The organism is Alistipes sp. (assembly GCF_048465635.1).
In the GTDB taxonomy this organism is placed as follows: domain Bacteria; phylum Bacteroidota; class Bacteroidia; order Bacteroidales; family Rikenellaceae; genus Alistipes.
The window spans coordinates 194,402-218,530 of record NZ_DBFWLF010000004.1 but is presented as its reverse complement, the minus strand read 5'-3'; the positions used below and the strand labels follow the sequence as shown (position 1 = coordinate 218,530).

General features: G+C 60.3%; 21 protein-coding genes. 11 read left to right on the top strand and 10 right to left on the bottom strand.

Translation table 11 applies throughout. From position 1 onward, the window contains the following. Nucleotides 1–202, top strand: a 202-nt coding sequence (locus tag ACMO9O_RS00955) for a hypothetical protein (protein ID WP_418981750.1), incomplete at its 5' end; no start/stop codon positions are given. A 477-nt stretch (nucleotides 203–679) separates the two neighbouring features. Here the strand turns inward: ACMO9O_RS00955 and ACMO9O_RS00950 are convergent. From ACMO9O_RS00950 to ACMO9O_RS00940, 3 genes are all read right to left on the bottom strand, one after another. Next, on the bottom strand, nucleotides 680–1,012 hold the full coding sequence (locus tag ACMO9O_RS00950; protein WP_418981749.1) for a hypothetical protein: 333 nt from the start codon (nucleotides 1,010–1,012) through the stop codon (nucleotides 680–682). 174 nt (nucleotides 1,013–1,186) lie between these two features. Then, nucleotides 1,187–2,218 (bottom strand): hypothetical protein, encoded by a 1,032-nt coding sequence (locus ACMO9O_RS00945; RefSeq protein ID WP_418981748.1) that lies wholly within the window; start codon nucleotides 2,216–2,218, stop codon nucleotides 1,187–1,189. Nucleotides 2,219–2,234: 16 nt separating this feature from the next. Further along, nucleotides 2,235–2,903, bottom strand: a complete 669-nt coding sequence (locus ACMO9O_RS00940) for a LexA family transcriptional regulator (RefSeq protein WP_418981747.1) — start codon at nucleotides 2,901–2,903, stop codon at nucleotides 2,235–2,237. A 117-nt stretch (nucleotides 2,904–3,020) separates the two neighbouring features. Here ACMO9O_RS00940 and ACMO9O_RS00935 point away from each other — a divergent pair, with 117 nt between their 5' ends. From ACMO9O_RS00935 to ACMO9O_RS00890, 10 genes are all read left to right on the top strand, one after another. Further along, nucleotides 3,021–3,260, top strand: coding sequence for a hypothetical protein (locus ACMO9O_RS00935; RefSeq protein ID WP_418981746.1), 240 nt, complete (start codon nucleotides 3,021–3,023; stop codon nucleotides 3,258–3,260). Between the two features lie 87 nt (nucleotides 3,261–3,347). Beyond that, nucleotides 3,348–3,557, top strand: coding sequence for a hypothetical protein (locus tag ACMO9O_RS00930; protein ID WP_418981745.1), 210 nt, complete (start codon nucleotides 3,348–3,350; stop codon nucleotides 3,555–3,557). A 457-nt stretch (nucleotides 3,558–4,014) separates the two neighbouring features. Beyond that, nucleotides 4,015–4,770, top strand: a complete 756-nt coding sequence (locus tag ACMO9O_RS00925; protein ID WP_418981744.1) for a hypothetical protein — start codon at nucleotides 4,015–4,017, stop codon at nucleotides 4,768–4,770. A gap of 17 nt (nucleotides 4,771–4,787) precedes the next feature. Then, entirely contained in the window at nucleotides 4,788–5,954 is a 1,167-nt protein-coding gene (locus tag ACMO9O_RS00920; RefSeq protein ID WP_418981743.1) for a hypothetical protein, read from the top strand. A gap of 35 nt (nucleotides 5,955–5,989) precedes the next feature. Then, nucleotides 5,990–6,592, top strand: a complete 603-nt coding sequence (locus tag ACMO9O_RS00915; RefSeq protein WP_418981742.1) for a hypothetical protein — start codon at nucleotides 5,990–5,992, stop codon at nucleotides 6,590–6,592. Further along, on the top strand, nucleotides 6,555–6,833 hold the full coding sequence (locus tag ACMO9O_RS00910; RefSeq protein ID WP_418981741.1) for an HNH endonuclease: 279 nt from the start codon (nucleotides 6,555–6,557) through the stop codon (nucleotides 6,831–6,833). The genes ACMO9O_RS00915 and ACMO9O_RS00910 overlap by 38 nt, the downstream gene beginning before the upstream one ends. Beyond that, nucleotides 6,782–8,083: a DUF6291 domain-containing protein gene (locus tag ACMO9O_RS00905; RefSeq protein WP_418981740.1), complete on the top strand. Its 1,302-nt coding sequence runs from the start codon at nucleotides 6,782–6,784 to the stop codon at nucleotides 8,081–8,083. Before ACMO9O_RS00910 ends, ACMO9O_RS00905 begins: the two co-directional genes overlap by 52 nt. A gap of 524 nt (nucleotides 8,084–8,607) precedes the next feature. Beyond that, the gene (locus ACMO9O_RS00900) at nucleotides 8,608–8,934 is read left to right on the top strand and encodes a hypothetical protein (protein WP_418981739.1); all 327 of its coding nucleotides are present in this window, start codon (nucleotides 8,608–8,610) and stop codon (nucleotides 8,932–8,934) included. Next, nucleotides 8,924–9,202: a sigma factor-like helix-turn-helix DNA-binding protein gene (locus tag ACMO9O_RS00895; RefSeq protein ID WP_418981738.1), complete on the top strand. Its 279-nt coding sequence runs from the start codon at nucleotides 8,924–8,926 to the stop codon at nucleotides 9,200–9,202. The genes ACMO9O_RS00900 and ACMO9O_RS00895 overlap by 11 nt, the downstream gene beginning before the upstream one ends. Continuing rightward, nucleotides 9,199–9,537 carry a hypothetical protein gene (locus tag ACMO9O_RS00890; protein WP_418981737.1) on the top strand — a complete coding sequence of 113 codons (339 nt, stop codon included), beginning with the start codon at nucleotides 9,199–9,201 and terminating at the stop codon, nucleotides 9,535–9,537. Before ACMO9O_RS00895 ends, ACMO9O_RS00890 begins: the two co-directional genes overlap by 4 nt. A 275-nt stretch (nucleotides 9,538–9,812) precedes the next feature. Here the strand turns inward: ACMO9O_RS00890 and ACMO9O_RS00885 are convergent, their stop codons facing one another. The 7 genes from ACMO9O_RS00885 to ACMO9O_RS00855 form a co-directional block, all read right to left on the bottom strand. Beyond that, entirely contained in the window at nucleotides 9,813–10,625 is an 813-nt protein-coding gene (locus tag ACMO9O_RS00885; RefSeq protein ID WP_418981736.1) for a DNA adenine methylase, read from the bottom strand. A 214-nt stretch (nucleotides 10,626–10,839) separates the two neighbouring features. After that, complete coding sequence (locus tag ACMO9O_RS00880; RefSeq protein WP_418981735.1) at nucleotides 10,840–11,316, bottom strand: hypothetical protein; 477 nt, start codon at nucleotides 11,314–11,316, stop codon at nucleotides 10,840–10,842. After that, complete coding sequence (locus ACMO9O_RS00875) at nucleotides 11,313–12,614, bottom strand: reverse transcriptase domain-containing protein (protein WP_418981734.1); 1,302 nt, start codon at nucleotides 12,612–12,614, stop codon at nucleotides 11,313–11,315. The genes ACMO9O_RS00880 and ACMO9O_RS00875 overlap by 4 nt, the downstream gene beginning before the upstream one ends. 417 nt (nucleotides 12,615–13,031) lie before the next feature. Further along, on the bottom strand, nucleotides 13,032–19,685 hold the full coding sequence (locus ACMO9O_RS00870) for a LamG-like jellyroll fold domain-containing protein (protein WP_418981733.1): 6,654 nt from the start codon (nucleotides 19,683–19,685) through the stop codon (nucleotides 13,032–13,034). A gap of 2 nt (nucleotides 19,686–19,687) precedes the next feature. Beyond that, nucleotides 19,688–19,978: a hypothetical protein gene (locus ACMO9O_RS00865; protein ID WP_418981732.1), complete on the bottom strand. Its 291-nt coding sequence runs from the start codon at nucleotides 19,976–19,978 to the stop codon at nucleotides 19,688–19,690. 3 nt (nucleotides 19,979–19,981) lie between these two features. Next, nucleotides 19,982–23,887, bottom strand: a complete 3,906-nt coding sequence (locus ACMO9O_RS00860; RefSeq protein ID WP_418981731.1) for a hypothetical protein — start codon at nucleotides 23,885–23,887, stop codon at nucleotides 19,982–19,984. Next, nucleotides 23,878–24,105, bottom strand: a complete 228-nt coding sequence (locus ACMO9O_RS00855; RefSeq protein WP_418981730.1) for a hypothetical protein — start codon at nucleotides 24,103–24,105, stop codon at nucleotides 23,878–23,880. Before ACMO9O_RS00855 ends, ACMO9O_RS00860 begins: the two co-directional genes overlap by 10 nt. Nucleotides 24,106–24,129: the final 24 nt, after the last annotated feature.

Below are 24,129 nucleotides of genomic sequence, written 5' to 3'. Positions count from 1 at the left end.
CGAGCCGCCCCTGTCGGAGAACCGCAATGGGCAGAACGAGCGGATAAACCGCGGCGAACGGATCGTGGCGGGGAAGCGCGACAAGCAGAACGAGCCGGATAGCTGCAACGAGCGGACCGAGCCGGAGAAGCGCAACGGGCAGAACCAGGGGAAAGACGCCCCGGGCAGGCATCCGAACGAAACCCGCCGCAAAAAGCGGTAACCGCAACCAACGAAGGACGATCCCCGGGGATCGTCCTTCGTCTTTGTTTGAACCTGCCCGGGCCGTGGAACTTGCGTCTGGATGGCGTTCCCGCGCTGATCCGCCGTCTCAATCGCCCGCTTCCCGGCTGCGCGGCGGTCGTTGGGGGCACACCGACCAATGCGCTTTCTGAACTACTCCACTACCGCCTCTCGGGCATCACGGCAGCCGCCACGGGCGGTTCCTGTCGGTAAACCCGAAGATGATCCGGTTATTCCACGCTGCACGCCCCCAGACGACGGGAAACCGTATCCGGCGGTGGCGCGATAACAGAGCAGCTTCACCCGCTTCAAAAGTCCCGTGCGAACGACCGCGTCGGCCCAGCCCGTCAGCCTGCGCGAATAGCGGTGAAGGCGTTTCGGGTCCAGGCCGCGCCGGGAACCCGATCAAATCCGGTCCGGTGATTTCAGGCTGACGCGCAAGATTTCGGCTCCCCCGCTACCTGTTTTTCAGATAATCCGACAATAAATCCAACTCCTCCTTACGGAATTTGCTGCATCCCATCTCGTTTCTGCATCCGATGGAGCCGTCTCCGTACAGCGTGTAAATCGTGAACACCTCTTCGGTTCCTCTTTTTACCACCTGACAACCGATTCCCCACTCCGGAGCCTGATGCCGGTCCTCGGCAGCAACGATCGGTTTAGGCTTGTAATCCCGGCGTTTCAGATAGTTCAGAATCCGGTGCACATCATTGGTCATCCTCCATAACTTGAAAAAGAGAATGATTTGCAAAACCGCGAATATGATCACGATGATGTTGAACGTTTGCATGGTATCGTTTGGTTTCGGGTTAGAGTATGTTCGCTTGATGCCCCCCGTTACGCGCAGCAGGCGCTTGACGGGTCGTCGCCCCCCCCCATCGGACTGTTCTCGGGGCGCCGGCCGCCCAGGCAGGGTCGTCAAAGGGTGCTTCCCCCGGCTAAAAACGCCAGGAAGCGGCACGGCTCAAATCTCGTCGATGATCCGCTCCTGCTCGTTGGCTGCGTGCACGTCGTTGTTTAGCTTATCCGTATAGTATATCATGATACGCGCCTCGTTGGAAATGGAGATCAGAATCATTCCGTTCGGAACCTTCCAGGCAGTCAGGATGCTCGCTTTGTCCGTTTTCAGGGCGGTCATCTGCATTTCGGAGCCGTCGAACGGATATTCGAATTTATAGATCGAGTTGGATGGCTTGCCATACTTGGCCCGATACAACTCGACGAGCTGTTTGTAGTTCGCATACAGGGAGGTCCAGTTTTCGTCCGGCGGACGCACGGCCACCACCATCCTCACCAGGTCTTTCCCCTCCACGCAATAGATAACCACCTGGGATTCGCGTCCCGCGAAACGCCCCGACATCAAATGCGATTGATTCGTAGCCTTGAATCCTTTCTCCGCGAGCCGGCTGCGGAACTGCTCCAGCGTTCCGTCGATCTCCACTCCGGCGAATTTCAGATGGCCCGCGGGATTTGTTTCCGCGGATGAAGGCGAGGCCGGAAGATCGGCGGTTGCGTCGTCTGCGTCTTCGTCGGCGAGTTGGGAGTGGTCAGCCAAAAATTTCAGCAGATTTTTCAGGGCGGCGTTCGTAAGCGCCCCCTCCCGGGTATGTCCGTCGGAGATCGTCACCCATTTCGAAACGCCGCGCGTACTGGAGATGATGGTCAGATTTTGGTTGAGCAAATCGTGATACGAATGGCTTTTCGTGTCGTCCCGGGCATCGATAATGTCGGAAATGTATTGGCCGAAATCCACCAGCTGCTTATAGCCGCCTACCGCGACGGATAGATTCTGAATGTGGCGCTTGCCCGAATCGATGATCAGGAAGTAAACGATTTCTCCGTTGACATCCGCTTTGGCAAGCCAATAGCTGCTTCCCGCGCCCTGGAACTCGTGGATTATTTCGGGTTGGGATTTCTCCCCGCTGCTTTGCGCCTGAACGCGCAAAGTCGTCGCCGATGCCAGCAAAGCACAGAGTGCGAGTAAAAGTTTTTTCATAGGGCTGCGTATTGGTTTAGAGTATGTTCCGCTTGATGACCCCCGTCACGCGCAGCAGGCGCTTGACGTCCTGGAAAGGGATTTCGAATTCCGGGTAGTAGTACTCCCCCTCCATCGGACCGTTCTCGTGGCGCATGTGGTTGTCGCTCAGGCAGCGGAAAGCCGACTTGTCGCGGTTGTAGTACAACCGTTTGAGGAAGCGGTTTTCCAGGGTCTCGACCACATAGACGGTTCCCGGCTCGATGAAGTGCTCGTTGTACTGCCTCAGGCCGATCACGCACCCCGCCGGATAGTTGGGGACCATGCTGTTGCCGTAAACCCGCATGGCAAATTCGCTGTCCTTCATCAGCCCCCCTATCTCGATCATCCCCGACGGGGCCGTCTGGATCATCTCCATGCCGTAGGTCGTTCCCGCCGCCACTTCGGCGTCGTAATAGGGGATCACCCGGCCCGTGCTGATGACGCTCTGCTCTTCCTTCGGGGAGTGTGCGGTCGCGGGCTTGCTGCCGGTCAGCATGGAGCCGTCCCACTCCGGATTTGCTAATATTTTCTTCACGAACTCCTCGGGCACGGGCCTCATTCCCTGCTCGATCTGGGAGATAAACCCTTGCGTGCAACCGAGATAACGCGCCGCTTCCACCTGTGTTACACCGTTTGCCTTTCTAAACTCCTTTAAATCAGACATATATAATTTTATTAGCTTTTTTCCGAAAAAAATATTAGCCTAACAGTTGCATTGCTAATATTTATTGCTTATATTTGCATCGTAAACACACGACGAACACACAAATATAACAAAAATATGGATGCAACCTACTCCCCGGCGAAGATCATGCGTAATGCGTGGTATCTGAAACGGATACGCCCCGCGACGACCTTCGCCGCCTGCCTGCGCAAAGCGTGGCGCAACGAGAGGCTGGCGGTGATCCACGCCCGGATCGACCGTCGGCGGGCGACGGACGGCGGCAGCTGCTACCGCCCGGAGCTGCTGACGGTTCCCGCCGACTACTACGGAGCGGCGAACCGCTATTACGGGGACTGAGGCGGCGGTAAAGCGGCCCGAACCGGATCGCCCGGCGGCGGTTCCGACGGCCCGCACGAACGGAATCTCAAATCACAGACAGAGAGCATGAAAGCAATGGAAGTTCCGCGCCGTCCCGACTACTCGGGGGCGCTGCGCCGGATGCGCAAAGGAGAGACACTCGTATTCAAGATGTTAGGGACGACGTACAATGCGCTGGGCGCGGCCCGCCGCCGCCTCGAAAAGAGCAGTGTGGGAAGGTGGACCGTCGAGGTGGACACCACGACCAACCGGATGACCATCACGCGGCTGTCGTGAGGCCCTCCCCCGATCCGCAGGCAGTCCGGGGAGGCGGGGAGGCGGGGAGGCGGCGGGGAAACGGGGAGGCGGCGCGCGGGAAGCGGGCAGACAACACAGAAGCCGACCGCCAGCACGAAAGCCGGCAGGCGGCCCGGGGAAACGGGGAGGCGGGGAGGCGGCCGGGAAGCGGGCAGTCGGCGCAAGGAGCGGGCCGACAGCAGGAAGCACAGGAAGCGGGCAGGCGGCGCGCGGGAAGCGGGCAGACAACACAGAAGCCGACCGCCAGCACGAAAGCCGGCAGGCGGCTCGGGGAAACGGGGAGGCGGGGAGGCGGCCGGGAAACGGGGAGGCGGTGCGAGGAAGCGAGCCGACAGCACAAAAACCAGCAAACAGCACAGGAAGCGGGCAGGAAGCGCCCGGGGGAAGCGCCCGGGAGCGGGCTTGAAAGCAGTCAACACCAAACAATTTCAACATCATGAATGAATTTATCGAGATCGAGGCGCATAGCCTCTGCCTGCGGGCCAAAGGGGTCTGCTGGCGGTTTTTCTACCGGCTGCGCCGCAAGGCAGCCCGCGCCCGGGCGCTCCGGGCATCCCGCGCAGCACGCCGCCAGCCGCAACCGAACGAACTGGCAGGGCCCGCCGACGCCGCAGAGGCATCCCGCGCAGCCCACCGCCACCAGCAACCGAACGAACTGGCAGGAGCGGCCGACGCCGGAGAGGCATCCCGCGCAGCCCATAGCCACCAGCAACCGAACGAACCGACGGGACCGGCCGACACCAAAGAGGCATCCCGCGCAGCACACCACCAGCAGCAACAGAACGAACCGGCGGGACCTGCCGACGCCGCAGAGGCATCCCGCGCAGCCCACCGCCACCGGCAACCGAACGAACCGACGGGACCGGCCGACACCCCAGAGGCATCGCCCCTGCCCTTCGCCCCCGGCACGATCCGCATCGGGGACCGGCTCTACGAAGAGACCTTCCGGCGGCTTGTCGAGGCGATCGGCGGTCAGAACTATTTCAGCGGATCGGTCGCCTTTGCGTTCGGCCGCCTCGAATGTCGCCTGACCGCCTCCGTAATCGTCTACCGGCAACGGATCTCCTGCCCCGACGGCATGCGGGTGCAGATCAGCGACCTGGTCCCGGTCTGGTGGGAGTTCCACACCCGGAAGGAGGGGCGCGACTGCCCGAACGACTTTGCGTTTCCGACGCTGAAAACCTATCTGTAAACCAAACCGAGCCAATCATGGAGAGAAATTCGGAGCCGTCCTGCCCCACCGGCGCAACGATCCTGACGGATGCGGGGGTTCCCCCGCTGCGGTTCGACCGCACGCACTACACCCCTTTCGAGGAGTTCCTGCGACGCCTCGAGCAGCTTCCCGCCAAGCCCAAGCGGGTGCACAACTACGCCCTCGCGGTGCAGGGGCGCGTCGCCAACGACCGGATGGCCACCTACCTCGCGGCGCCGGGTGAAAGCCCGTCGCTGCTGCGCGAGGCGCTCAAATCGCCCCGCCACTACCTGATGGCCCGCAACGAAGAGGTCAAACCCCGCAAGACGCGCCATTTCGAACTGGGGGCGTTCGCGCGTCAGGCGATCCTCGATCCGGCGCGGTTCGACCGGGTGGTCGTCCGGCCCAGCGCCAACCGGAGCCAGCGCAGCGGCTGCGCGGCGCTGATCGCCTGCTACTGCGACCTGCTGGGCATCCCCCGGCAGGAGGTCGCGCCGACGTGGAAGATCGGGACCTTGCAGGGGATGGTCGCCGACCTCGAAGCGCAGTGCGCACGGAGCGGCTGCACGGTGATCGACCGGGCGTTTCACGACGCGATCCGCGCCATGCGCGCCTCCTTCCGCACCTACGGCGGGGGCATCCTGCCCCGCCTGATGCAGTACGTCAAGACGCAGACCTCGCTCTACGGCAAAGACCCCGCGACGGGGCTGAAGGTCAAAATCCGGCCCGACGGGCTGCTGCTGGCCGAGAACTGGGGGCTGAACGCCGTTCTGTCGGTGAGGACCACCAGCGCCCCTTGCGTCGAAGCGTTCCTGCGCGACTGCGCGAAGTTCCGCCGCGAACTGGCGGAGGGCATGGCCCTGCGGGTCGCCTCCCGGATCACCGGCAGGCGGTTTTCGGCCGCCGTGACGGTGATGGTGCAGACGGTTCTCCCCTATCAGGTCGCCCTCTTCTACTGGGACGCCGAGGACCTGGAGATCGGCCAGTGCAAATACGCGCAGGCGCTCGACATTGTCCGCGCGTGCCGGGAGGCCGACCACTGGCCCGGCTTCGATGCGCAGGCCGCGGCGGACGCGCACGGAATCCTCCGCGGCAAACTGCCCGCCTACATCCGCTCGGAGGTGCTGCCCCGCTACCTTCCCGACCAAGGAGCGAAAGCCGCCACCGGGCGGCACAACCGATAACAAACCTTTTTTTTCAACCACAAAATCCCAAAACTATGATCGATCTGAAAGATTACGCTCCGCAATCGCCGGAGTTCAAACTGCCGCAAAACACCCCGTTCCCGCAGGTGCTCTTCGAGGGGGCCGAAGACATCGAGGAGATTCGCCGACAGCTCGCGGGCCGGTTTGTCACCGAGAGCACGAAGGGCGTCAGGGCGCTCCGCCTGCTCGACGAACACGAGCAGAAGTCGATCCGCGCCAACTATGCGGAGCTGCTCGAAGAGGTGCAGCCCAAGCTGGAGGAGAGGCTCCGCGAGGTGGAGGCTTCGTGCAAGACGGCTGTCCGGGAGGCCCGCGAGCGGCTGCAGGCCGTCACCACCCGGATCCGCGATCTGGTCTATCAGGTCAAGCGCGGCGAGACGGAGATCGACCTGCCGGGCGAGGCGACCGTCAGGATGGCCCTCTGCGGCCACTACCTCTACTACGCCTGGGTCGACGGCAAGTTCCGGCTCTGCCGCACGGAGCCGATTCCGGCGGAGGACGCACAAAGCCTCTTCGCCAATCTGGAGACCAACCGGCAGGCATTTCACGACGTACTGGGCATCGACCTGAATGAATCCGATGAGCCGATTGCAACACCGTCCGGGGCGGAGGAGTAACTACGTCCGCGGGCTGCAGAGCGCAGCGTGGCAGGAGGTGTGCCGCCGGGTGCGTTTGCGCGACGGCCACCGCTGCCGCCTCTGCGGCAGGGACTACACGCTGGAGGTCCACCACCTGACCTACCGCGACGAGCAGGGTCGCTCGATCGTGGGCCGCGAGGCCGAACACCTCGACAAACTCATTACCCTGTGTGCCGCGTGCCACCAGAAACAACACCGAACATGGCCAGACAAGCGATAGACACTTTCATTCTGCGCAACGATTTCTTTCCGCAGATCAGGATGCTGACCCGCGAGCAGCGCGGCGACCTGCTCACGGCCGTTTTCGCCCACGCCACGGGCGAGCAGCTGCCCGAGATGGATCAGGTTACGGAGCTTTGCTTCGGCTTCATCCGCGCGTCGATGGACGCCAACACGGAGCGTTACCGGCAGCGCTGCCAGACGAACCGCGAAAACGGCAGCCGGGGCGGGCGGCCCGTCCGCAATGCGAACGCCGCCGAAGAGAACCGTTCGGTTTGCGCCCGAACCGAACGGATTGCGGAGAAACCGGCTAAAGCGGGCGGGTTTTCGCGGGAACCGGATGATGAAGACGGGATTCCGGCAGAACCGGACGATGAGGACGGGATTCCGGCAGAACCGGACGATGAAGACGGGATTCCGCGGAAACCGAGTGACGGGAACGAGATTCCACAGGAACCGGACGATGCAGACCGGATTGTCGGTAAACCGAGTAACGGGGGCGGGATTTCACGGGAACCGAGTGACGGAGACAGATTAGCAGCGAAACCGGACGACGCAAGCGGGATTCCGCAGGAACCGGACGATGCAGGCCGATTTGCCGGGAAACCGGGTAAAGCGGACGGAGTTTCGGGAAAACCGGGTAAAGCGGACGAAGTTTCGGGGAAACCGGGTAAGGCGGACGGGTTTGCGGGAAAACCGCAGGGGAAGGGTGAAAACCCTATTGACTCTTATCTTTATTCTTATCCTTATTCTGATTCTGATCTAATCTCTTTCTCTGCGGAAGAGAGAGAGCATTCGTTGAAAATTCTTCTTTTCGATAAGAGAATCCTCGACCCGCTCGCGGAGCTCGACCGTTTCTGCACCCACTACGCGAAGAGCGGCTGGGTGGATGCCAACGGCAACCCGATCCGAAACCGGCTGGCGGCCCTCAAGGCGTGGAACCCGGCCAAAGAGGCGGAGCGCTGCTCGGCCCGCGTGGCGGCGATCTGGCGCGAGGTCTACGAAACGGCCACCGCCGCCGACCCGCAGACCGACTACACGCCGATGCTCTACCTGTTCCGCGGGGTGTTCTCGGAGGGCGCGGCGATCCACGTGACGGTCTGCGACAAACGGCTGGTGGAGCTGATGGAGCGCCCGGCGTGTCTGGAGGTGGTCCGGCCAATCATCGACCGCCACTTCGGCGCAGGCAAACAGCTGCATTACCGCGTCCCGAAACCGGCTCCCCTCCCGCCGCCCAACCCCCGGCCATAACCGCCGGAGGTAGCCCCGAACCGAAGAAGCAACCCTGAACCGGGGAGGCGGCCCGGGACGGGGAGGCGGCCCCAAGCCGCCGGAGCGACCCCGAACCGTGACGAGGGTGCGGCTCCGAACCGAGGGAGCAAACCGGGACAGGAGGCGGCCCCAAGCCGGGGAAATGCCCCGGGACGGGGAAGCGGTTCCGAACCGGGGGAGCGACACGGGACGGGAAAGCGGCTCCGAACCGAGGGAGGCGGTCCGGGAAGCGGCCCGGGAAGCGGCCCGGGACGGGGAGGCAATCCCGAACGGGAGGCGGCCCCAAGCCGGGGAAATGACCCGAGCCGAAGAGCGGCTCCGAACCGAAGAAGCAACCCTGAACCGGGGAGGCGGTCCCGGGAGGGGTGGTCGGTCCGAACCGGAGGAAGCAATCCCGAACCGAGGGAAGCGGGCCGGACCGAGCGGCGCTCCGTTTGCGGCGCAGCAGGCGAATCATGCACGCGAAATGGCAGAAACCATCCACAAAAACAGAAGATTGCACCATGACAGTTCATCGAACGAAAGTATTGAAAGCGGAAGGCATTTCGACGCGCCGCGAATTGGTTGAGCGCCTTGCGCAGGAGGGTCTGGTGGAGCGGCTGGTTTCGAACGTCTGCCACCGCCACCACACGGCGATTCCCGACCTTGCGCAGATGGTGTACGAGGCGCTGCTGGGTTACGACGAACGCAAGCTGCTGCGCATGTACGGGCAGGGCGCGCTGAACTTCTTCCTTGTACGGATTATCGCCAATCTATATTTCTCGAAAACGAGCCCGTACCACCGGCAGATACGGAAATTCCAGCACGCAAGCAGGGAGTATGAGGAGTAGACCGACGAAGACAGATTGGCAATCGTACCGGCGTCTGGAGGCTGAGTATGCCCGGTCGGCGGGGGTGTTCGACGAGGACGATCCGCTCATCGGCTGTTGCCGGGCGGCTCTTCGGGCGCTTCCCGAGGCGGACCGCAGGGTGTTCGTCCTCTACGCCGAACTGGGAAGCGTCCGCCGCTTGTCCGAGGTGCTGGGCGTGAGCAAGTCGACCGCCCACAACCGGGTTTGTGAAATACGCGAAAAATTGTTGAAACACATCCACTTATGATCTATTTAGAATTACTGGCGCTCGCCGTGATCGTGGTCTTCGCGGTAGATATCAGCGGCCTGACGCAGAGCATCCGGGCGGGTCTGACCCGCTGGCGGGGCGTACGGATAAACCGCCTGAAGCCTTTCGACTGCTCCCTGTGCATGGTCTGGTGGGCAGGCATCGCCTACCTGCTGGTCCGGGGCGAACTCTCGCTCTTCACGCTCTGCTTCGTTGCCCTGCTTGCGATGTGCACCCTCCAGATCGGGGGTGCGATGCAGCTGTTCCGCGATGCGATCGATGCAGCTCTTCAGCGGATTTTTGAAAAGATGACGGGGTATGCGCAGAAGCGATGAGCAGGTGCGGGAGCTGGCGAAACCTCCTCCCGAAGCGGAAGCAAGGGGGGGGGTGGTCCGGGGCCGCCGATACGGCGCGAACGTATAATCGGCAAAACGAGATGTGACGAAGTTCAGAACCAGATGCGACTTTTCGAGGGTTGAAGTCCGCCAGAACGAAAAGCGACGAAAATTTCGCGCACGCAAAAAAAAAGCACCGTTCAAATGGTAATCGAACACCATTCGAACGGTGCTTTCGTTTCCGCCAGATGTCACGGAGAGAGTGCCTCTCGAAGCTAAATACCGTCGCCAAATAAGGACGCCTGCGCACGCTCCTCGTAGTTGCAGACCATCCATTCTTCCTGCTTGCGTCGGTTTGTTTTCGACGCGCTGATCGTGCGCTCGACACGATGGATAATCCAGCCGTTCCGGTTAGCGCATTCTTCGATCATCTCCATCGGGAACATGGTGAGCATGAACCGCCCCTTCACCCTTTCGAGCAATCGCAGCAGCTCGGCCATGTTCTGCTCGTTGAACGTATCCTCGTAGTGGCCGCAGTCGCTGCCGACATAGGGCGGATCGACGAAGTGGAATGCCTCGGGCGCGTCGTAGCAGGCGATCACCTCCAGCGCATTGCGGTTCTCCAGCGTGACGTTCTCCAACCGAGCGCACAGTCGTTCGGTGAACTCATCTTTGGCATTACGCAACTTCTTCGGCATTGCACCGCTGAAATCGTATCCGAATGTTCCGTCCATCATCGATGCGAAGGACATCTTACAGAGAGCCCAGACAGCCCACGCCCGCTCGACCGGCGTGAAAAACTGCGGGTAATTGTTGATGTGGGCAGCGTGGGCGTGAACGTCCCGGCTGTGGAGGGTCTTGTCGATTTCGCGCTTCAGATCGGAATAATAAACTTGCGCGCACCAGTAGAAGTTCGTTAACTCCATGTTGATGTCGTTGATTATTTCGGCGTCGGCCGGCCGTTTGGCAAAAAGGACGGCCGCGCCGCCGCAGAACGCCTCGGTGTAGATTTTATGCGGCGGGATCAGAGGCAGGATATGCTTGAGCATGGTCTGCTTGCCGCCGTAATAGGAAATTGGGGTTTTCATTGCTTGCTTTTCAACTTTAAATAGGTATCTTTGCGCATCTCACCTACATGCCAGCCGTTTCCTGCGCAGGGGAACGGCATGAAAAAAGATTACTCGCGGCTGGGAGGACTTATCCCCCGGTCGCCGCGAGTAATCGTGCATTGTTGGTATGTAGGTGAGATGACTGCTAACAGGCCGGGGGATTTTTTTGCCCTCCCCCGAAGGGCATCATCCATCAGACGACGTATCGACCGTAATCGATTCCATCCTTCGCTTCCCAGCCGGCGGCCAGCGTATGCTGTACATGAGCCATCGCAGCCGAGTAGAAGGCTTTCAGCTCATCCAGCGTGGCGAACTCTCGATAAACCGGCTTTTCATCGGTTCCGAGCTTGAACACCACCGGAAGGTTCGCACCCTCCGTCTGGACGGCCAAATCGAATGCGGCCTTGTAGTTGAACTGATTTTCGCTCGACAGCCAAACCGGAACGTCTTCCCAGCGGAAACCATCCGTGATCTGCGCTTCGATCCGGGCGTTATGCCACGCGATAATCGTAGCACGCACCTCCTCGACGGTCGGCCTGTGGTCGAACTCCGCCTCCTCGTAGGTGGCGGTTCCGTCAGTTTCCTGAATATCCCAACGGACTCGCCATGTATCCTTTCGCGGGTTGACGCACTCGATAGGCACGACCCCCGCAGAACCTTGTATTCTCATGTGAAAATATACTTTGTTTTGTTTTTCCCGAACTGCTCCGACTTGATGATAGTCTCGAAGGGGAAGCCGTCGGGCATTTCGCGTATCTGCTGAAGGATGCTCTTCATCTCTTCAGAATCTGTGAAGAATTTCCGCATCTCGCCGTTCATTTCAATCTGAACGATACAACGGTCATCACCGTGTTCGGTAGTGATTCCGGTCTCGAAATCGTGGACGATGACGGGAAGATTGACCAGCTCGCGGATGGAAATCACGGTTCCCTTGAACCGTTTCTTACCATCGGCGGGTGTGTAGGCAACGCCTAAATCCTTAAAGTTTTTCATGTTTATACCTGTTAGTTGGTTGAAAAGCCTTCTACAATCGGCGTGCTTGGTCATCCCGTAAAAGGAAGCCGTCAGTTCACGCTTTCGTCGCTTGCTCTGGATAGACGCCATCTTTCGAGCGAAGTTCTGCTTGTTGCGCTTGCGTAGCCGCACATGGTCGGGGTAAATGACGTAGCCGAGGAAGTCGATACCCTCCTCTATCGGGGTGATACGTTCGTTGGATTTCACCTCCAGCCCGATGGCCTCAACGCATCGATGCACCGCATCGCGCACCTTCCATAGCTCGGCCTTCGTTCCGGCAAGCACCCGGCCGTCATCGCAATAACGGTAGTAATACTTTAAGCCGAGGCGGTCTTTAAGTTCATGGTCGAGATGGATCGAGAGAATCAGATTGGCAAGCCCTTGCGAAGATCGCAGTCCCATGCTCAACCCTTGAGGCATCATGTGAACAAATCCCTCCAGCATCGCTATGAGTTTTTCGTCCTTGAACACCCGTCGAACGGCAGCAACGGCAACCTGCTGATCGACACTTTCGTAGAATTTACGAATGTCGAAGGTATAGCAGTAACGGGTTCCTTCGCGGTCTTGAGCAAGGTCGCGCCGGATGTACTCCATCAGATCATGCATCCCCCGGTTACGGATCGATGCGGAAGAGGTACGGATGAACCGGCGGTGCAGGTGCTCGTCGACGACTCGCATGATCGCATTTACGGCTATCCTATCCTTGAGCGGGATCACCTGTATCTTCCGTAGTTTACCGGCTTCGACGATGTTCATCTCCCGATAACCGCTCACACGGTAGGAACCGTCGGCGATTCGCCGCTGCAACTCTGCGATCACCTCGTCCTCATGCGCGAGCAGGTATCGTCCGACACGGCTGCATTTGCGGTCTTTGCCGCGCAACACGGATCGGAACGACGCCTTCATGTTGTCCGTAGCGACAACCTCTTCGATGATGTGTCCATCTCTGCGCATTCCTTCAATTCTGCGGGCCTGACCTCTTCGAGAACCCTTTCGGGAACCTACCAAACTCCACCCAACGCTGTATGTTCCGCCTTTCCGACCACGAGTCGCTGCTGGCGAGGTTCTTCCCCCTCGGCACTACGGCAGGGACACGTCCCCGGTGTAGTAGGCCGACATCCGTAATTGCGTTTCTTTCATTGTTTGCGAGCCGAGAGCCGATGTTCGCGTTCGCGTTCGACGAATCGTTACCGCTGTTCGCGTACGACACGCCGCCATTCGCGTTCGCATTGTTGTTCGACCGATAGACCACACGGGCTTACGGGGGATTCCACCTTTTGGAATACAAAAATATAAAAATCTTCATCTTACAGGCCGTTTTTGCTATTCAAAAATAATTTCGAGTGGCTTACGCCACTTTCACACCCGGCGTCATTCGACGCCGGGTAACGCTTTATACTCGCTAACGCTCGTCGCTTTGACGATTTGGCCGCGGAAGGCGAGCCGAGAGCCGATGCTCGCGTTCGCGTACGACGAATCGCTACCGCTGTACGCGTACGACACGCCGCCATTCGCGTACGCATTGTAGTACGACCGATAGACCACACGGGCAATAGCTCCGGAAAGGTTTTGATAGTCGAAATAACCGGACGTCTGCGAGCCTCCGTTGCGGGCGACGATGATGTCCATGTAGCGGCCGTGAACCATATTCGCAGGCCAATATTCACCGCCAGCAGCAACACCCTGCACTACGCGCGTGGCGCCGTCCGGCATCTCGATATGCCATTTGTAATCGGCTTTTTGCGGGTTTATCACGACCTTATCCACCCATTCGCATTTGTCGCCCTGCCAGCACTCATAGCCCAAGACGTTTGTCGACCGGGCATCCTTCAGCTTGTCGCCATCGTAATAATATGCGCCCGTGGTTTTATTTTCGGGGTTAATGGTGTCACGCATACCCAGCAAATTAGTTAAACCGCTGGGCTTGGCATAAGAACTCTCGCCGTAACCGCATTGACCCTGCGAATCGCGGCGGCCATATTTCGCGTAAAAGAGGTTGGCGACATCCTTGTGCATCTCGTAATCGACTAACTGGAAGCCCGGCCCGGAGTTCGCGGCATAGACCCGGAAATCCCCCTGAGACACCATACCCGTGCTGACTTTGCCCGACACCGACTTCACAAAGTCGTCTTCCAAAAGTGCTTCGTAAACACCGCACAGGCATTCCTGATGCTCGCACCAGTCCGGCTCGATGGCTTCGACCTCCAAGGAAGTCGTCAGCAGCACGTAGTCGAAGTCGGCGGCATTGACGATGGTGAACGCCAGCCGGGTCGCACCCTCCGGAATTGCGCCGAAGAGATACATACCATTCAGGATACCCGCGCTCGACGTGGCGCGCATCCGGCCGAGAATAGTACCTGCATCATTCAACCAAACCGCACCGTAGGCCGCAGATTGAAGCGACGGGAACCGCGCCTGCCGGTAGCCCGCCGGCAACGGGACGACGCAGTAGGAATCGGCAGGAACATCCGTTATCGCTTCGTCAAGGGTTGAATAGTCCGCACCCATGCGGATTGCCTTTCCGGCTACCACCTCGATTTCCTCTTTGGCCAGTTTTACGTTTTCGCCATCAACGGCCGGGCACGACTCGTGCGAACTGAAGAACGAGTATTTCTTCTGATTCAGGAAGTCATTCACCCCCTTGTACCAATAATGCGGCTCGTGCATCCACACGTTGCCCTCCTTGCCTGTCAGGTCGGCCGGCGTCGCCAGCGAGACGTCCGAGACATCGGCGTAGTAATTCGGATTCGCGTCGTGCAGCGGGAAGGTCGTAACCACTCCGTTGGCGGTCTTTTTGCCCAGCGCCCGATGGCGCTGCGCAAGGATGCGCGTGATATGACCGCTCGGCACATAGGCGTTGTCGAAGCGGTAGCCCGTCCGGTTGTCAAGGTTGGAAATCACAGCATCGTCAAGCACCGAGTCGTCCGTCTCGATGCACGTCCACTCCGGCTGAAAGATGTTCAGTTCCGGGAAGTGCGCTCGCACAGCCGCCAACTCCGCGTCGTCCATGTAGCGGTTCAGCCGGCAGCGGCCTACCAAGCGACAGGTGGGAACATTGCCGCCCTGCTCGTCCACGCCGCCCATCGATGCAAGGCTTCGCAGCAGCGAGCCGTCGTTCATAAGTTCGACGCCCGTGATACGCAGGTAGCGCAGATTCGCACAACGTCCGAGCAGCGCCCGCCAGTCCACACCGGGGCAGTTGTCCACGACCAGCCGCGTGATGTTGGCCGTGCCTTCCAGCGCAAGCCCTGCATCCGTCAGCTTGTTCAGGTAGCGCAGCTCCAACGTCTGTAGCGTCGCCGGCAGCACGAGGAGTTTCAACGGCGCACCCGCAGCGAACGATACACCCGTCAGAGCGCTCGACCCGGCGCGCAGCGTCTCCAGCTTCGTATTGGCCGAGAGGTCGAGACCCGCGAACGCTTCCGCGCGCAGGCCAGTCATGTTCAGGCTTCGGAGGTTCTTGCAACCCCCGACCAGCAGCGCGTTGAGCGTCGACTGCGTACCCGCGCAGCTCACGTCCAGCGTCCGCAGGGCCGTGCAGTTGTTCAGGTTGAGCGTCTGCAGGATCGCATGGCTCACGTTCGTCAGGTCGAGCCCCTGAATGCGGCTCGCTCCGTAGATGTACTGCGGGTCGTTCACGATCAGGTCGCTGTCGAGCGTCAGCTCCACGGTGCTTCCCGCGTCCTCGGCCAGCACGGCGCTCTGGTGGGGCGCGCCGCTCGTGTAGCCGTAGCCGAAGTAGTAGCGCTCGCTGGCGGTCAGCCGGATTTTTCGGTGATCGCCGCTGAACTTGTAGCCGAAATAAACCGGGAAGCTATCGCGGCGGTAGGTTCCAGCGACGTACTGGCTGTCAAGCAGGGCGAAGCGGTTGCGGATCGTGAAGGTGCGATGCGCATAACGGCTGCCCTGCAGCGCGTAGAGGTAGTCGTAGAAGCCCGTGCCCTCCGAGGTCGCCACACCCTCGGTCAGCGGCTCGATGTACTTGAAAGCGCCGTCCTTGTTGTAGATGCGCTCCGACCAGTTGCCCATCTGCTCCTCGTTGAAGACCTGCAAGACGTACTCCAGACTCATGTTCGAGCGCAGCGTCTCGGCCACCTCGCGCAGTTTATCCGGACAGCCACGTACCAGCTCCCACAGTACCGAGTCGTGCCCGGCAAAGGCGTAGGAGCCGATGCTCTCGTCGATGGTTTCGTGGGTGATGGCGTAGCCGTACTTCAGCACCGAGTCATTTCGCACGCCGAACAGCGTATCCATGTCGTAGGGCAGGAACTCCCACGTCATACCGTCCCATGTGGCCAGCATCATGTTCTTGGCGCGGTTGTCCACGGCCATGAAGTAGTCGGTCACGAGATACCACGCGAAGGGGCTGTCGTTGCGGAAGTACTCGGCATATTCTGCAAGGAACTTTCCGGGGTTGCCCTTGCAGGCGTCGATCCATCCCCACAAACGCTCCACGGCGGCCCGGTCGTCGGCATGGGCGTCGGCCCACGTCGTGTCGGCCTTGAAGCGGAACTCCAGCGCCTCGTCGAAGCGCGCCAGATCGGCCGTGCCGAACAGACAGAGCGACTCGGAGTTGTTCAGGAACTCCACGCAGATGCACCTGTTGCGCTCGCCCGCCAGCGACGCCTCATCATTGAAACCTTCGACGCCCTCGAAGCCGTAGATTGCCGCGCTGCCCGATTTCTCGTTGTTGAAGTTGTATTTGCCCAGATAAACGTTCGCTCCCGAGCCGTCGTTGTCGTAGAACAAGTCCATCGGGAACCCGTCCACGCCGATACGCACGTCGTAGGGGCCGTTGTAAGCCGCCTGCGGAGGCGTCAGCCACCCGCAGCGCTTCCAGACGTCGTTCACGATGCGCACGGCGCCCGTGTTGTGCGTCGAGGATGAGTCCGAGAAGTCGGCCTTGAGGCAGAAGATGTCTATGGGCCGCGCACCCGGCTTGAACGAGTAGCGGAAGTCCTCGACCAGTTTACCGTTCACCTCGAGCGTCGTGCCGTACTTGTCGCTGCGGTTGAAATAGAGCCGATAGTTCTTGCGCGGGTAGGTGGTGGACGACGTGCCCTGAATACGCAGGCCGGCCTGCCGGATAACGAAATCGTACTCCTTGCCGTAAGGGCTGTAGAAGTAGATATCCACCGGAACCTCGAACTTTTTGTTGTTCGTCTGATTCACCAGATCGACATCGCCCACGATGCGCATCACGGCCTTGCCCCGGGCGCGCAACTTCTCCATGCTCACGGCTGCGCCCTCGTCGTCGAGCACGTCGTTCTCGGCGAACAGCACGACCATCTCGTCCAAGGTTTGGCGATCCACGATGTAGTTGGCCAGCAGTTCGTCGTCCGACAGCGCCCGGTCATAGACCCGAAGGTTGCGCAGCAGCACGTCGGCGCTGTCGCTGCCGATCCGTATCGGTGCGGGAGCGGCCTGCAGCAGGCCCTCGGTTGCACCGTACTGCTTCGCACCGCAGCGGATGCCATTCACGTATAGCTCCATCAGCCGGTGGCCTGATTTCTTATCCACGACGAAAGCAATCTTCAGGGTGATGTCGCTGGCGAAAAGGGTGCTGACCTCCGTGCCGCCGCTCGAGCGCATCACGGCTTGCTGTGTGGTGAGCTGAAAGCCTACACCGCCGCTCATGCAGTCCACGACGATACCGTTGCGGTCGGTGACGTTCTGGCACACCAGTTCCATTTCGTAGGTCGCACCGTCGGTCGTGGCATCGGCGGCGAAGGGCCTGTCGCCGATCTCGATGCGCGCGCCGTTGGTGAGCTTCAGCGCATCGCCCGTCCAGCCGTTCGACGACCAGTCGAATCCGTCGAAAAGTGTTTCGATCTCGCCGTAGCGCCACTCGGCCGGGTCGGCCTCGCTGTTGCTGCGGCCTGCAGCCGAGAGCTTGAGCCGAAGGCCGGCGGCAACCTCCGAAATGTCGATGCCGCTTTCCATGACCTCAACGGAGAACGGGTATTCGGTCGCACCGCACGCAAACCGCATCGCCATCGTGCCCTGCTCGGTGAAGCGGTTCGTGTAGATCTGCGTCGAGCGAGGCACGCTGACCGACTGCGTGAGTGATCCGTCCCGGTAAACCGCCATCGTGGCCGGGGTCGTGGCCGGATCATAGACGACAAAATCGAACGACACCTGCTCGTACTGCCCCACCCGAAGAACCGGCGTGAGGTAGTCGGTCGTGAAGATACGCCCATCGGCAAAGGTCATCATCGTGCCGATGAAGGGGGCGTGGCTGCCGCTCTTGAGCACGTCGAAATAGATGCTCTGCGAGCGAAGCGTCAACGTGTCACTCGCCTCCATCTCGGCGACGATCTGCACGGTATGCCGTCCGGCGCTCAACCCCGAAGCGGCGAGGGTGAACGTGCCGTTGGTCGTGCCGGAACGGGTCACGGTCTGTGCTTCGATCTGTCGGCCGTCCACGTACAGGCTGACCACCTTCGTTCCCGAGCCGCTCACGGCATAGGGGACGAGGATGTTGTCCGAAGCCCCATAGCCCCCGGCCGCGATGCCGGTGGCGAGGTTGTAGCTGCTCGAGAGCGACAGCGAAACCACGCGCACCGAGACGTAAGACTGCTTGGTTTGCGTCTTGCCCGTCGTCGGATCGGTGGTCGTGGCCCGTACATAGATGTCCGTAGTTCCGACCTGCAGGTAGGGCGTCAGATCGAGCGTATAGATACCTTTGCTCGTGCCCTGAAGGATCGTGTCGTACATCGCAGTCGAACCGCGCTGCACTTGAACGCGGATATCCGCTTTCTGGCCGGTGGATGTACCGCTCTCGTCGCCGCCCGTGTACTGGTGGTCGTAGGTGTAGGTCAGCAGCGCCGCGTCGCCCTCCTTGATGATCGGCTTGTCCACGACGGCATTCAGCACGATCTTCGTGGCGATGGTCTCGCCGCTACCGCCGCCGCTGCCGGCCGGAATATCGACGGCAGCGATCTCGGCGCCGCTCTTGTTGGTCAGCGCGAGGCGCACGGTGCTCTCGTCGTCGCTCACCTCGGCCGCCATGCCGAAGACCGTGGCGGCTTCGACCTCGGCGAGTTTGCGCGTCAGCGTTGCGTTCTGCACGGGGTTGGTGCTCGCGGCATCGAGCGTCTCGTCCACCTCGACCTGCTCGAAATTGATCGGAACCGCACCGCTCTCATCCGGAGCCAGCTTCACGCCGTTAAGCGTGATGCTCTTTACGGCATCGCCGCCCCCGTGGCGGCTCCACGCGGCGGGCGTGGAGAAGCTGTCGAGGTTCGTGCCTTCGAAGCGGTAGTCCACCCAGCAACCCGCGCTCTCTTCGAACGTGATGATCATCCCCGGCTTGCTCTCGTCCTCGATGCCCGCATCGGCCAATGCCGCGATAGCCGTGGCCAGCGTGTAGAAGCCCTCGAGCGGCTGCTCCACCGTGAGGTTGTAGAAGCCGCTGCCCGAACCGCCGCTGCCGAAGTTCCGCCACGCCTGCTCGTCTGCCCATTCATCGAGCGATGCCCCCGTGAACTGCTTCGTTTCCCACCGCCCGGTGTCCGTGCGGTAGGTTATGACCAGTCCCTTCTTCCGGTAGATGACGGCATCGGCCGTCTCCAACGCGGCCAGCGCCGCGAGGGCCGTCGCCAGTGTGTACGTCGTGTCCGCACACCGGACATTCACGTTGAACATCGAGAGATTGCCCCATGCGATTTCGGAGAACTCGCCGACGACCTTCGCTGCGGCGGCCGCGCCGTCCCGGGCGGCCGCGGACTGCTCCGCTGCTTCCTTGGCGATGTCCCGGGTGGTATTTGCGACGTCCGTCGTGTTTTTCGCCGCATCTTCGGCCTTCTTGGCCGCAGCGGCAGCCGTCGCCGCGGCATCCGTGGCGGGCTTGGCCAGCAACGACACAGGGACGCGCACCACCTTCGTGCCCTGCATTGCCGGCAGCGAGTTGATGCCCGCAAGCGACGTCGCCTCGTCCAGCTCGGTAACGCCCTGCGACGATGCCTTGATTTCGTCGAGAAGCTCCTTTTTCAGTTGCCGTTTCTCTTCGTCCGTGATTGCCATAGCTATTCGTTCTTTTCGGGGTTGTTGTACTCCTTGATATGCTCGGCCAGCGCATCGATCAGCGCTGGTGTTCCGAACTGCTCGACCGCCGTTCGCAGGACGCGCAGCTCGTCGTCCGTAACCGAAACGACCCCGTCGCTGTTGTGGATCATCAGCGCCAGATTCAGCGCGTCGATTCCGTGCATCTGGTTGTAGAGCAGGTTTGCAACGCTGCGCCGCATGTCGCAACGCACCCGCTGTCGTTTGGTGATGTCGGTGAAAACATCGAATTCCTTCAGGTTGATTTGTTTCATAATTCAGGTAGTTAAATTGATCAGGTTATATCGGAAGCCATCGATCTTTGAAATGAGGAGGAGGATGCTATCGCCCGCTGCGACTTCGATATTTTGTAGCGACTCGTTCTGATTATACACTCCCTCGAATATCACACGCTGCGAACCGGTTCTTATCTTGAACAGTACCAGTGCTGCAAAGTCATCCGGAAGTTCCCGGACGGAAAACATCGTTGCAACGCTCGATTCCGGTGGAAGAGCTACCGAGACGTAGGTCGTCGCATAGGCCGCATAGACGAGCGACTGCGAGAAGTCGATCTTGTACGTGCCCGCACCGAATGTGATAGTTTTAAGTTTCGTATTGATAAACGCAGGCGCAGAAAGAGGTGCATTCGATTCGATTCCGTAGTTTTTCGTGCCTCCCGTAACGTCGATAAACAGCCCGTAGTTGGCCGTATCGAATCCCCATTGCGCTCCGGTATTCGGCTTCTGGTTCACGATACGCCCGGCAGCGCTGTATGCACCACCAGCACTGGCTGGGATTACATCATTACCGAACATTACGTAGGCAACGTCGCCACCTACCCGGAAGAAATTGTCATATATTGCTAAATTACCACCGACCCCGCTTTGCGTTGCGACCGCTCCGATGCGACCTTGACCAATTTCAAACCCACCGATAGTGCCGCTCGTCGCATCGATACGCCCCTTGAATATGCCATTCTGGGCTTCAACGCTTCCGTCCTTCAGAATTTTAAAGTTCTCGTTGGCCGTAACCAGCCCCTCGAGCGTGATGTTCGACGCCTTGATCTTCACGCCCTCAGTCGTGGCTCCGACGAACGATGCCAGATTACCCGCGCCGTCGATGACGTACATGCCGGCCATATCCTCGCGGCTGATCAGCCCCGTGGTGTTGATGAGGTTGCCGTCGATGTCGAACGACTCGGTGGCGATCTTCACCAGCCGGTCGGTCTGCTCGAAGAGCGTCTTGTGGGCGTAGACGAAGTCCTCGATGTGGTCGAGGTTCAGCATCAGCATGTAGAGGTATATCTTGCCCGTGAACGACAGCCGAAAGTCGCCTGTACCGTTCCACAGCCCGCTGCCCTCGAAGGTGCGGTAGCCTTCGCCGGCAGCGATTTCCTGCTCGATGTACAACTCCTCGAAATTTTGGAAGCCCGCCTGATCGACCCCCTCGAAGGCGATCTTGAGCGTGCCCGGCTCGAGACACTTGTAGAAGAAAGTCAGGAATACCGGCTTCGCCTTGAGCAGGCCGTCCAGCCCCGGCTCGTAGGCCGGGCGCGTCCGGAAGTCCGCGTTGCGCTGGAGAATGTACTTGTTGTTGATGCACATGACCGTGCGACCGTCATGTTCCTCTACCGCCGCGTAGGTTCCCTTATTCGAGTAGGGCGCGCCGTTTACCCAGAGGTATTTCCCTCCGAGCGTGAAAAAGGTGATGTCGTTGTCGGTGTCCCACCAGCGCATCCCGTCCCCGAAGTTGGGGTTGTTCAGAAAGCTCTGCCCCGTGGTGAAGTCGTTGCGCATCGACGCGATGCCCGAGCGGATCGCGCCTTCCACGATCTCGAACTTCGTAGCCACATCCTCGCCGGTCGCCAGCAGGAACTGGCCCCGCAGGAAGGCGTTGTCCGAATACAGTCCGTGCCCTGTTGGCTGGACATCGGCCGGAAACCACGTATCGCGGATGCCATCCAGCGATCCCAGCCGGGAACGCAGGCAGCCCGCGAGCGTCTTGCCCGATACTCCGTCCAGTACGTCGATGCGCGGCTGCCCGTCCTCGGTCGCGGAAATCGAAATCACACCCTGCCGCTGCGCATCCGTCGTGTTGCCCATCAATACGCACTCGTCGCCCTCGGCGGGATACACATCCCCGAACTCCGAGGCGGCAACGGTGGCCACGCCGCCGTCGACCGCGGCGACCTCAACCCAGTAGGTTTTCGGCTCCACCCCGTTGAAGGTTGAGCAGCGAATGAGGTCGCCAGCCATGAACGGGCAGACCGGATCGAACGTCAGGAGGTAGTTCGTATTCGTGGCATCCATTGCGACGCTGGCCACCTTGCCGCTCGCTGCCGAGACGATCATCTGCCCGCCCACCGAGCGCACCTTCTCGATCAACATTTCCAGCGTCTTCATCGACCGGCGCACCGTCAGACTGTCCACGGTCAGATTGGAGCGGCCCTTGTCGTCCTGCCATAACTGCCAGCCTTCGCCCGTCATGCCGTCCACGAACGTCCCCGACCGCATGAGACTCCGGACAATGACCGATAGCAGCTCGGCATTGCCTGCCGCATCGATTTCGCCGCCCGTCGCACCGCGCTTGAAGCCCCCGATTCGCAAGCCCTGCTCGAAAGTGATCAGTCCCTGCGCGGTGTCGTTCTCGCGCTTGTTCAGAAACTCTTTCCGGTTACGCTTCGCCGAAAAGAGGTTGAAGTCGCTTGCTGGGGTGTTTTCCCAGCTTCGGACAATGTCCGGTAAGCCGGCAGAAGCGGTCTGCGCATAGTGTTTGACCTCGGACAACTCATCGTTGATCTTCTCCAGCGAACTCTTGCCCACGACATCGCTCATCTCGATGTCCATCTCCGTCGGTCGCTGCAAGTTCTGCGTGAGCGACGTGATCCGGCTGGTGCGGTAACCCGCCCCCGGAAAATATTGCGTGCTTTCCAGCCGGACGCGCTGACCTATATCCAACGACAGCGTTCGCTCCTCGATATTGACGTAGTCCGTCGCAGCTTTATACACATGGCGATCCTTGTCGTGCTCGTTGAAATAGGCGTCCACCGCCTCGGCGAACTCCTGCTCGGCCAGCGCATAGTACTCCCTCGGCATGCGAACGTTCCACAGGATGTACGAGTCTCCCGCCTTGGGGACGAGCAGCCCGCCCGGCAGTTGCGTGTCGTCATCGTAGGGCCATTGAGTGATGATCTCGAACTCCTGTTTGCGGGTGTCGTAGTTGACCTCGAAATCCCGGCCGTTCAGTTCACCGCTCTGGAAGGTTACCTGCTTTACCAGACCGGCGATTTCGTAGTCGTTGGGATCGAAGGGAAGGGCCGAATCCCGGAAATAGTAAATCAGGAACGGTTTGCCGTCATTGTCCTTCCGCTGCTCGGAGCGGACGCCCGTCAGCGTCCCGAGCCGCTTCGGATAGATGCCAGCGAAGGCGTCCTCCTCGTAGTGCTCGACGATACCCTGCTGCGTGCTGCGCTCGACATAGGCCCGGCGGCTCGGAAGCTGCAGCCGCGAGTAGCCATACTCCTCAGGATCGATGTTGCGCGTCGAGCCGATGGGGAACAGCCGCGTGAAGAACTTGATGTTGCTGGCAACTTCCCGCTCGAGGGATACCAGACCGCAGTTGTAGCCGAGCGTTACGGTCTCACCGTATTCGCAGCGGCACAGGTTGACTGTGTATCCGTCGAACCAGAACTCCGTTTTGGCGGCTTCGGCGATTTTCGCCAGCGCTTCGTTGCAGTAGGTTCCTGCGTAGTCGATGGTCAGGTTCTCGGTAGCGATCACCTCACCTACCTTCCAGTCAGTGATGCCCATCTGTCGGTTGATATTCGCCACGACCAGCGCCACGTGCTCCCGTGCCGGAGCGGTCAGCGAGAAGATGGGGCTGTTCTCGCCATCGACGAGTTTCAGCATGAGTGCCTGCTTCAGCAGGCTCTCGATGCCGTAGAACTTGCAGTCGTACTCCCATTCGACCGTAGAGGTCTGCTTGGGGACGTACTCCTCCATAGCCCAGAACCGCACCCCGGCGAACTCCACATAGTCGTACACCGCAAGCGGTATGCACTCGAAGGCCGTAAACGACAGATTCAGCACGTGGTCGCCCATGAGCTGCTTCTGCCGCGTGGAATTGTCCGACGGCGACGCCGTCAACTTCAGCGCGTGGTTCTGGTTATAGATTTTCAGTTCCATAGTTTCACCATGAGATAGCAAACCCCATATCCAGCAGCGATTCCGGCAACGTCGAAAAGCAAATCCCACCAGCACCAATGGTTACCAGAGACGTTCTTGTCTCCGTACTCTTTGCCCAGCGCCAGCCCTGCAGCCAGCCATACACCGGGAGCACCCAACGCAAAGACGACCGCGAAGCAGACTGCGAAATGCTTGATTTTATCCTTTCCGATTTTCATCCCGAATAGCGTTTGAACGTCGTT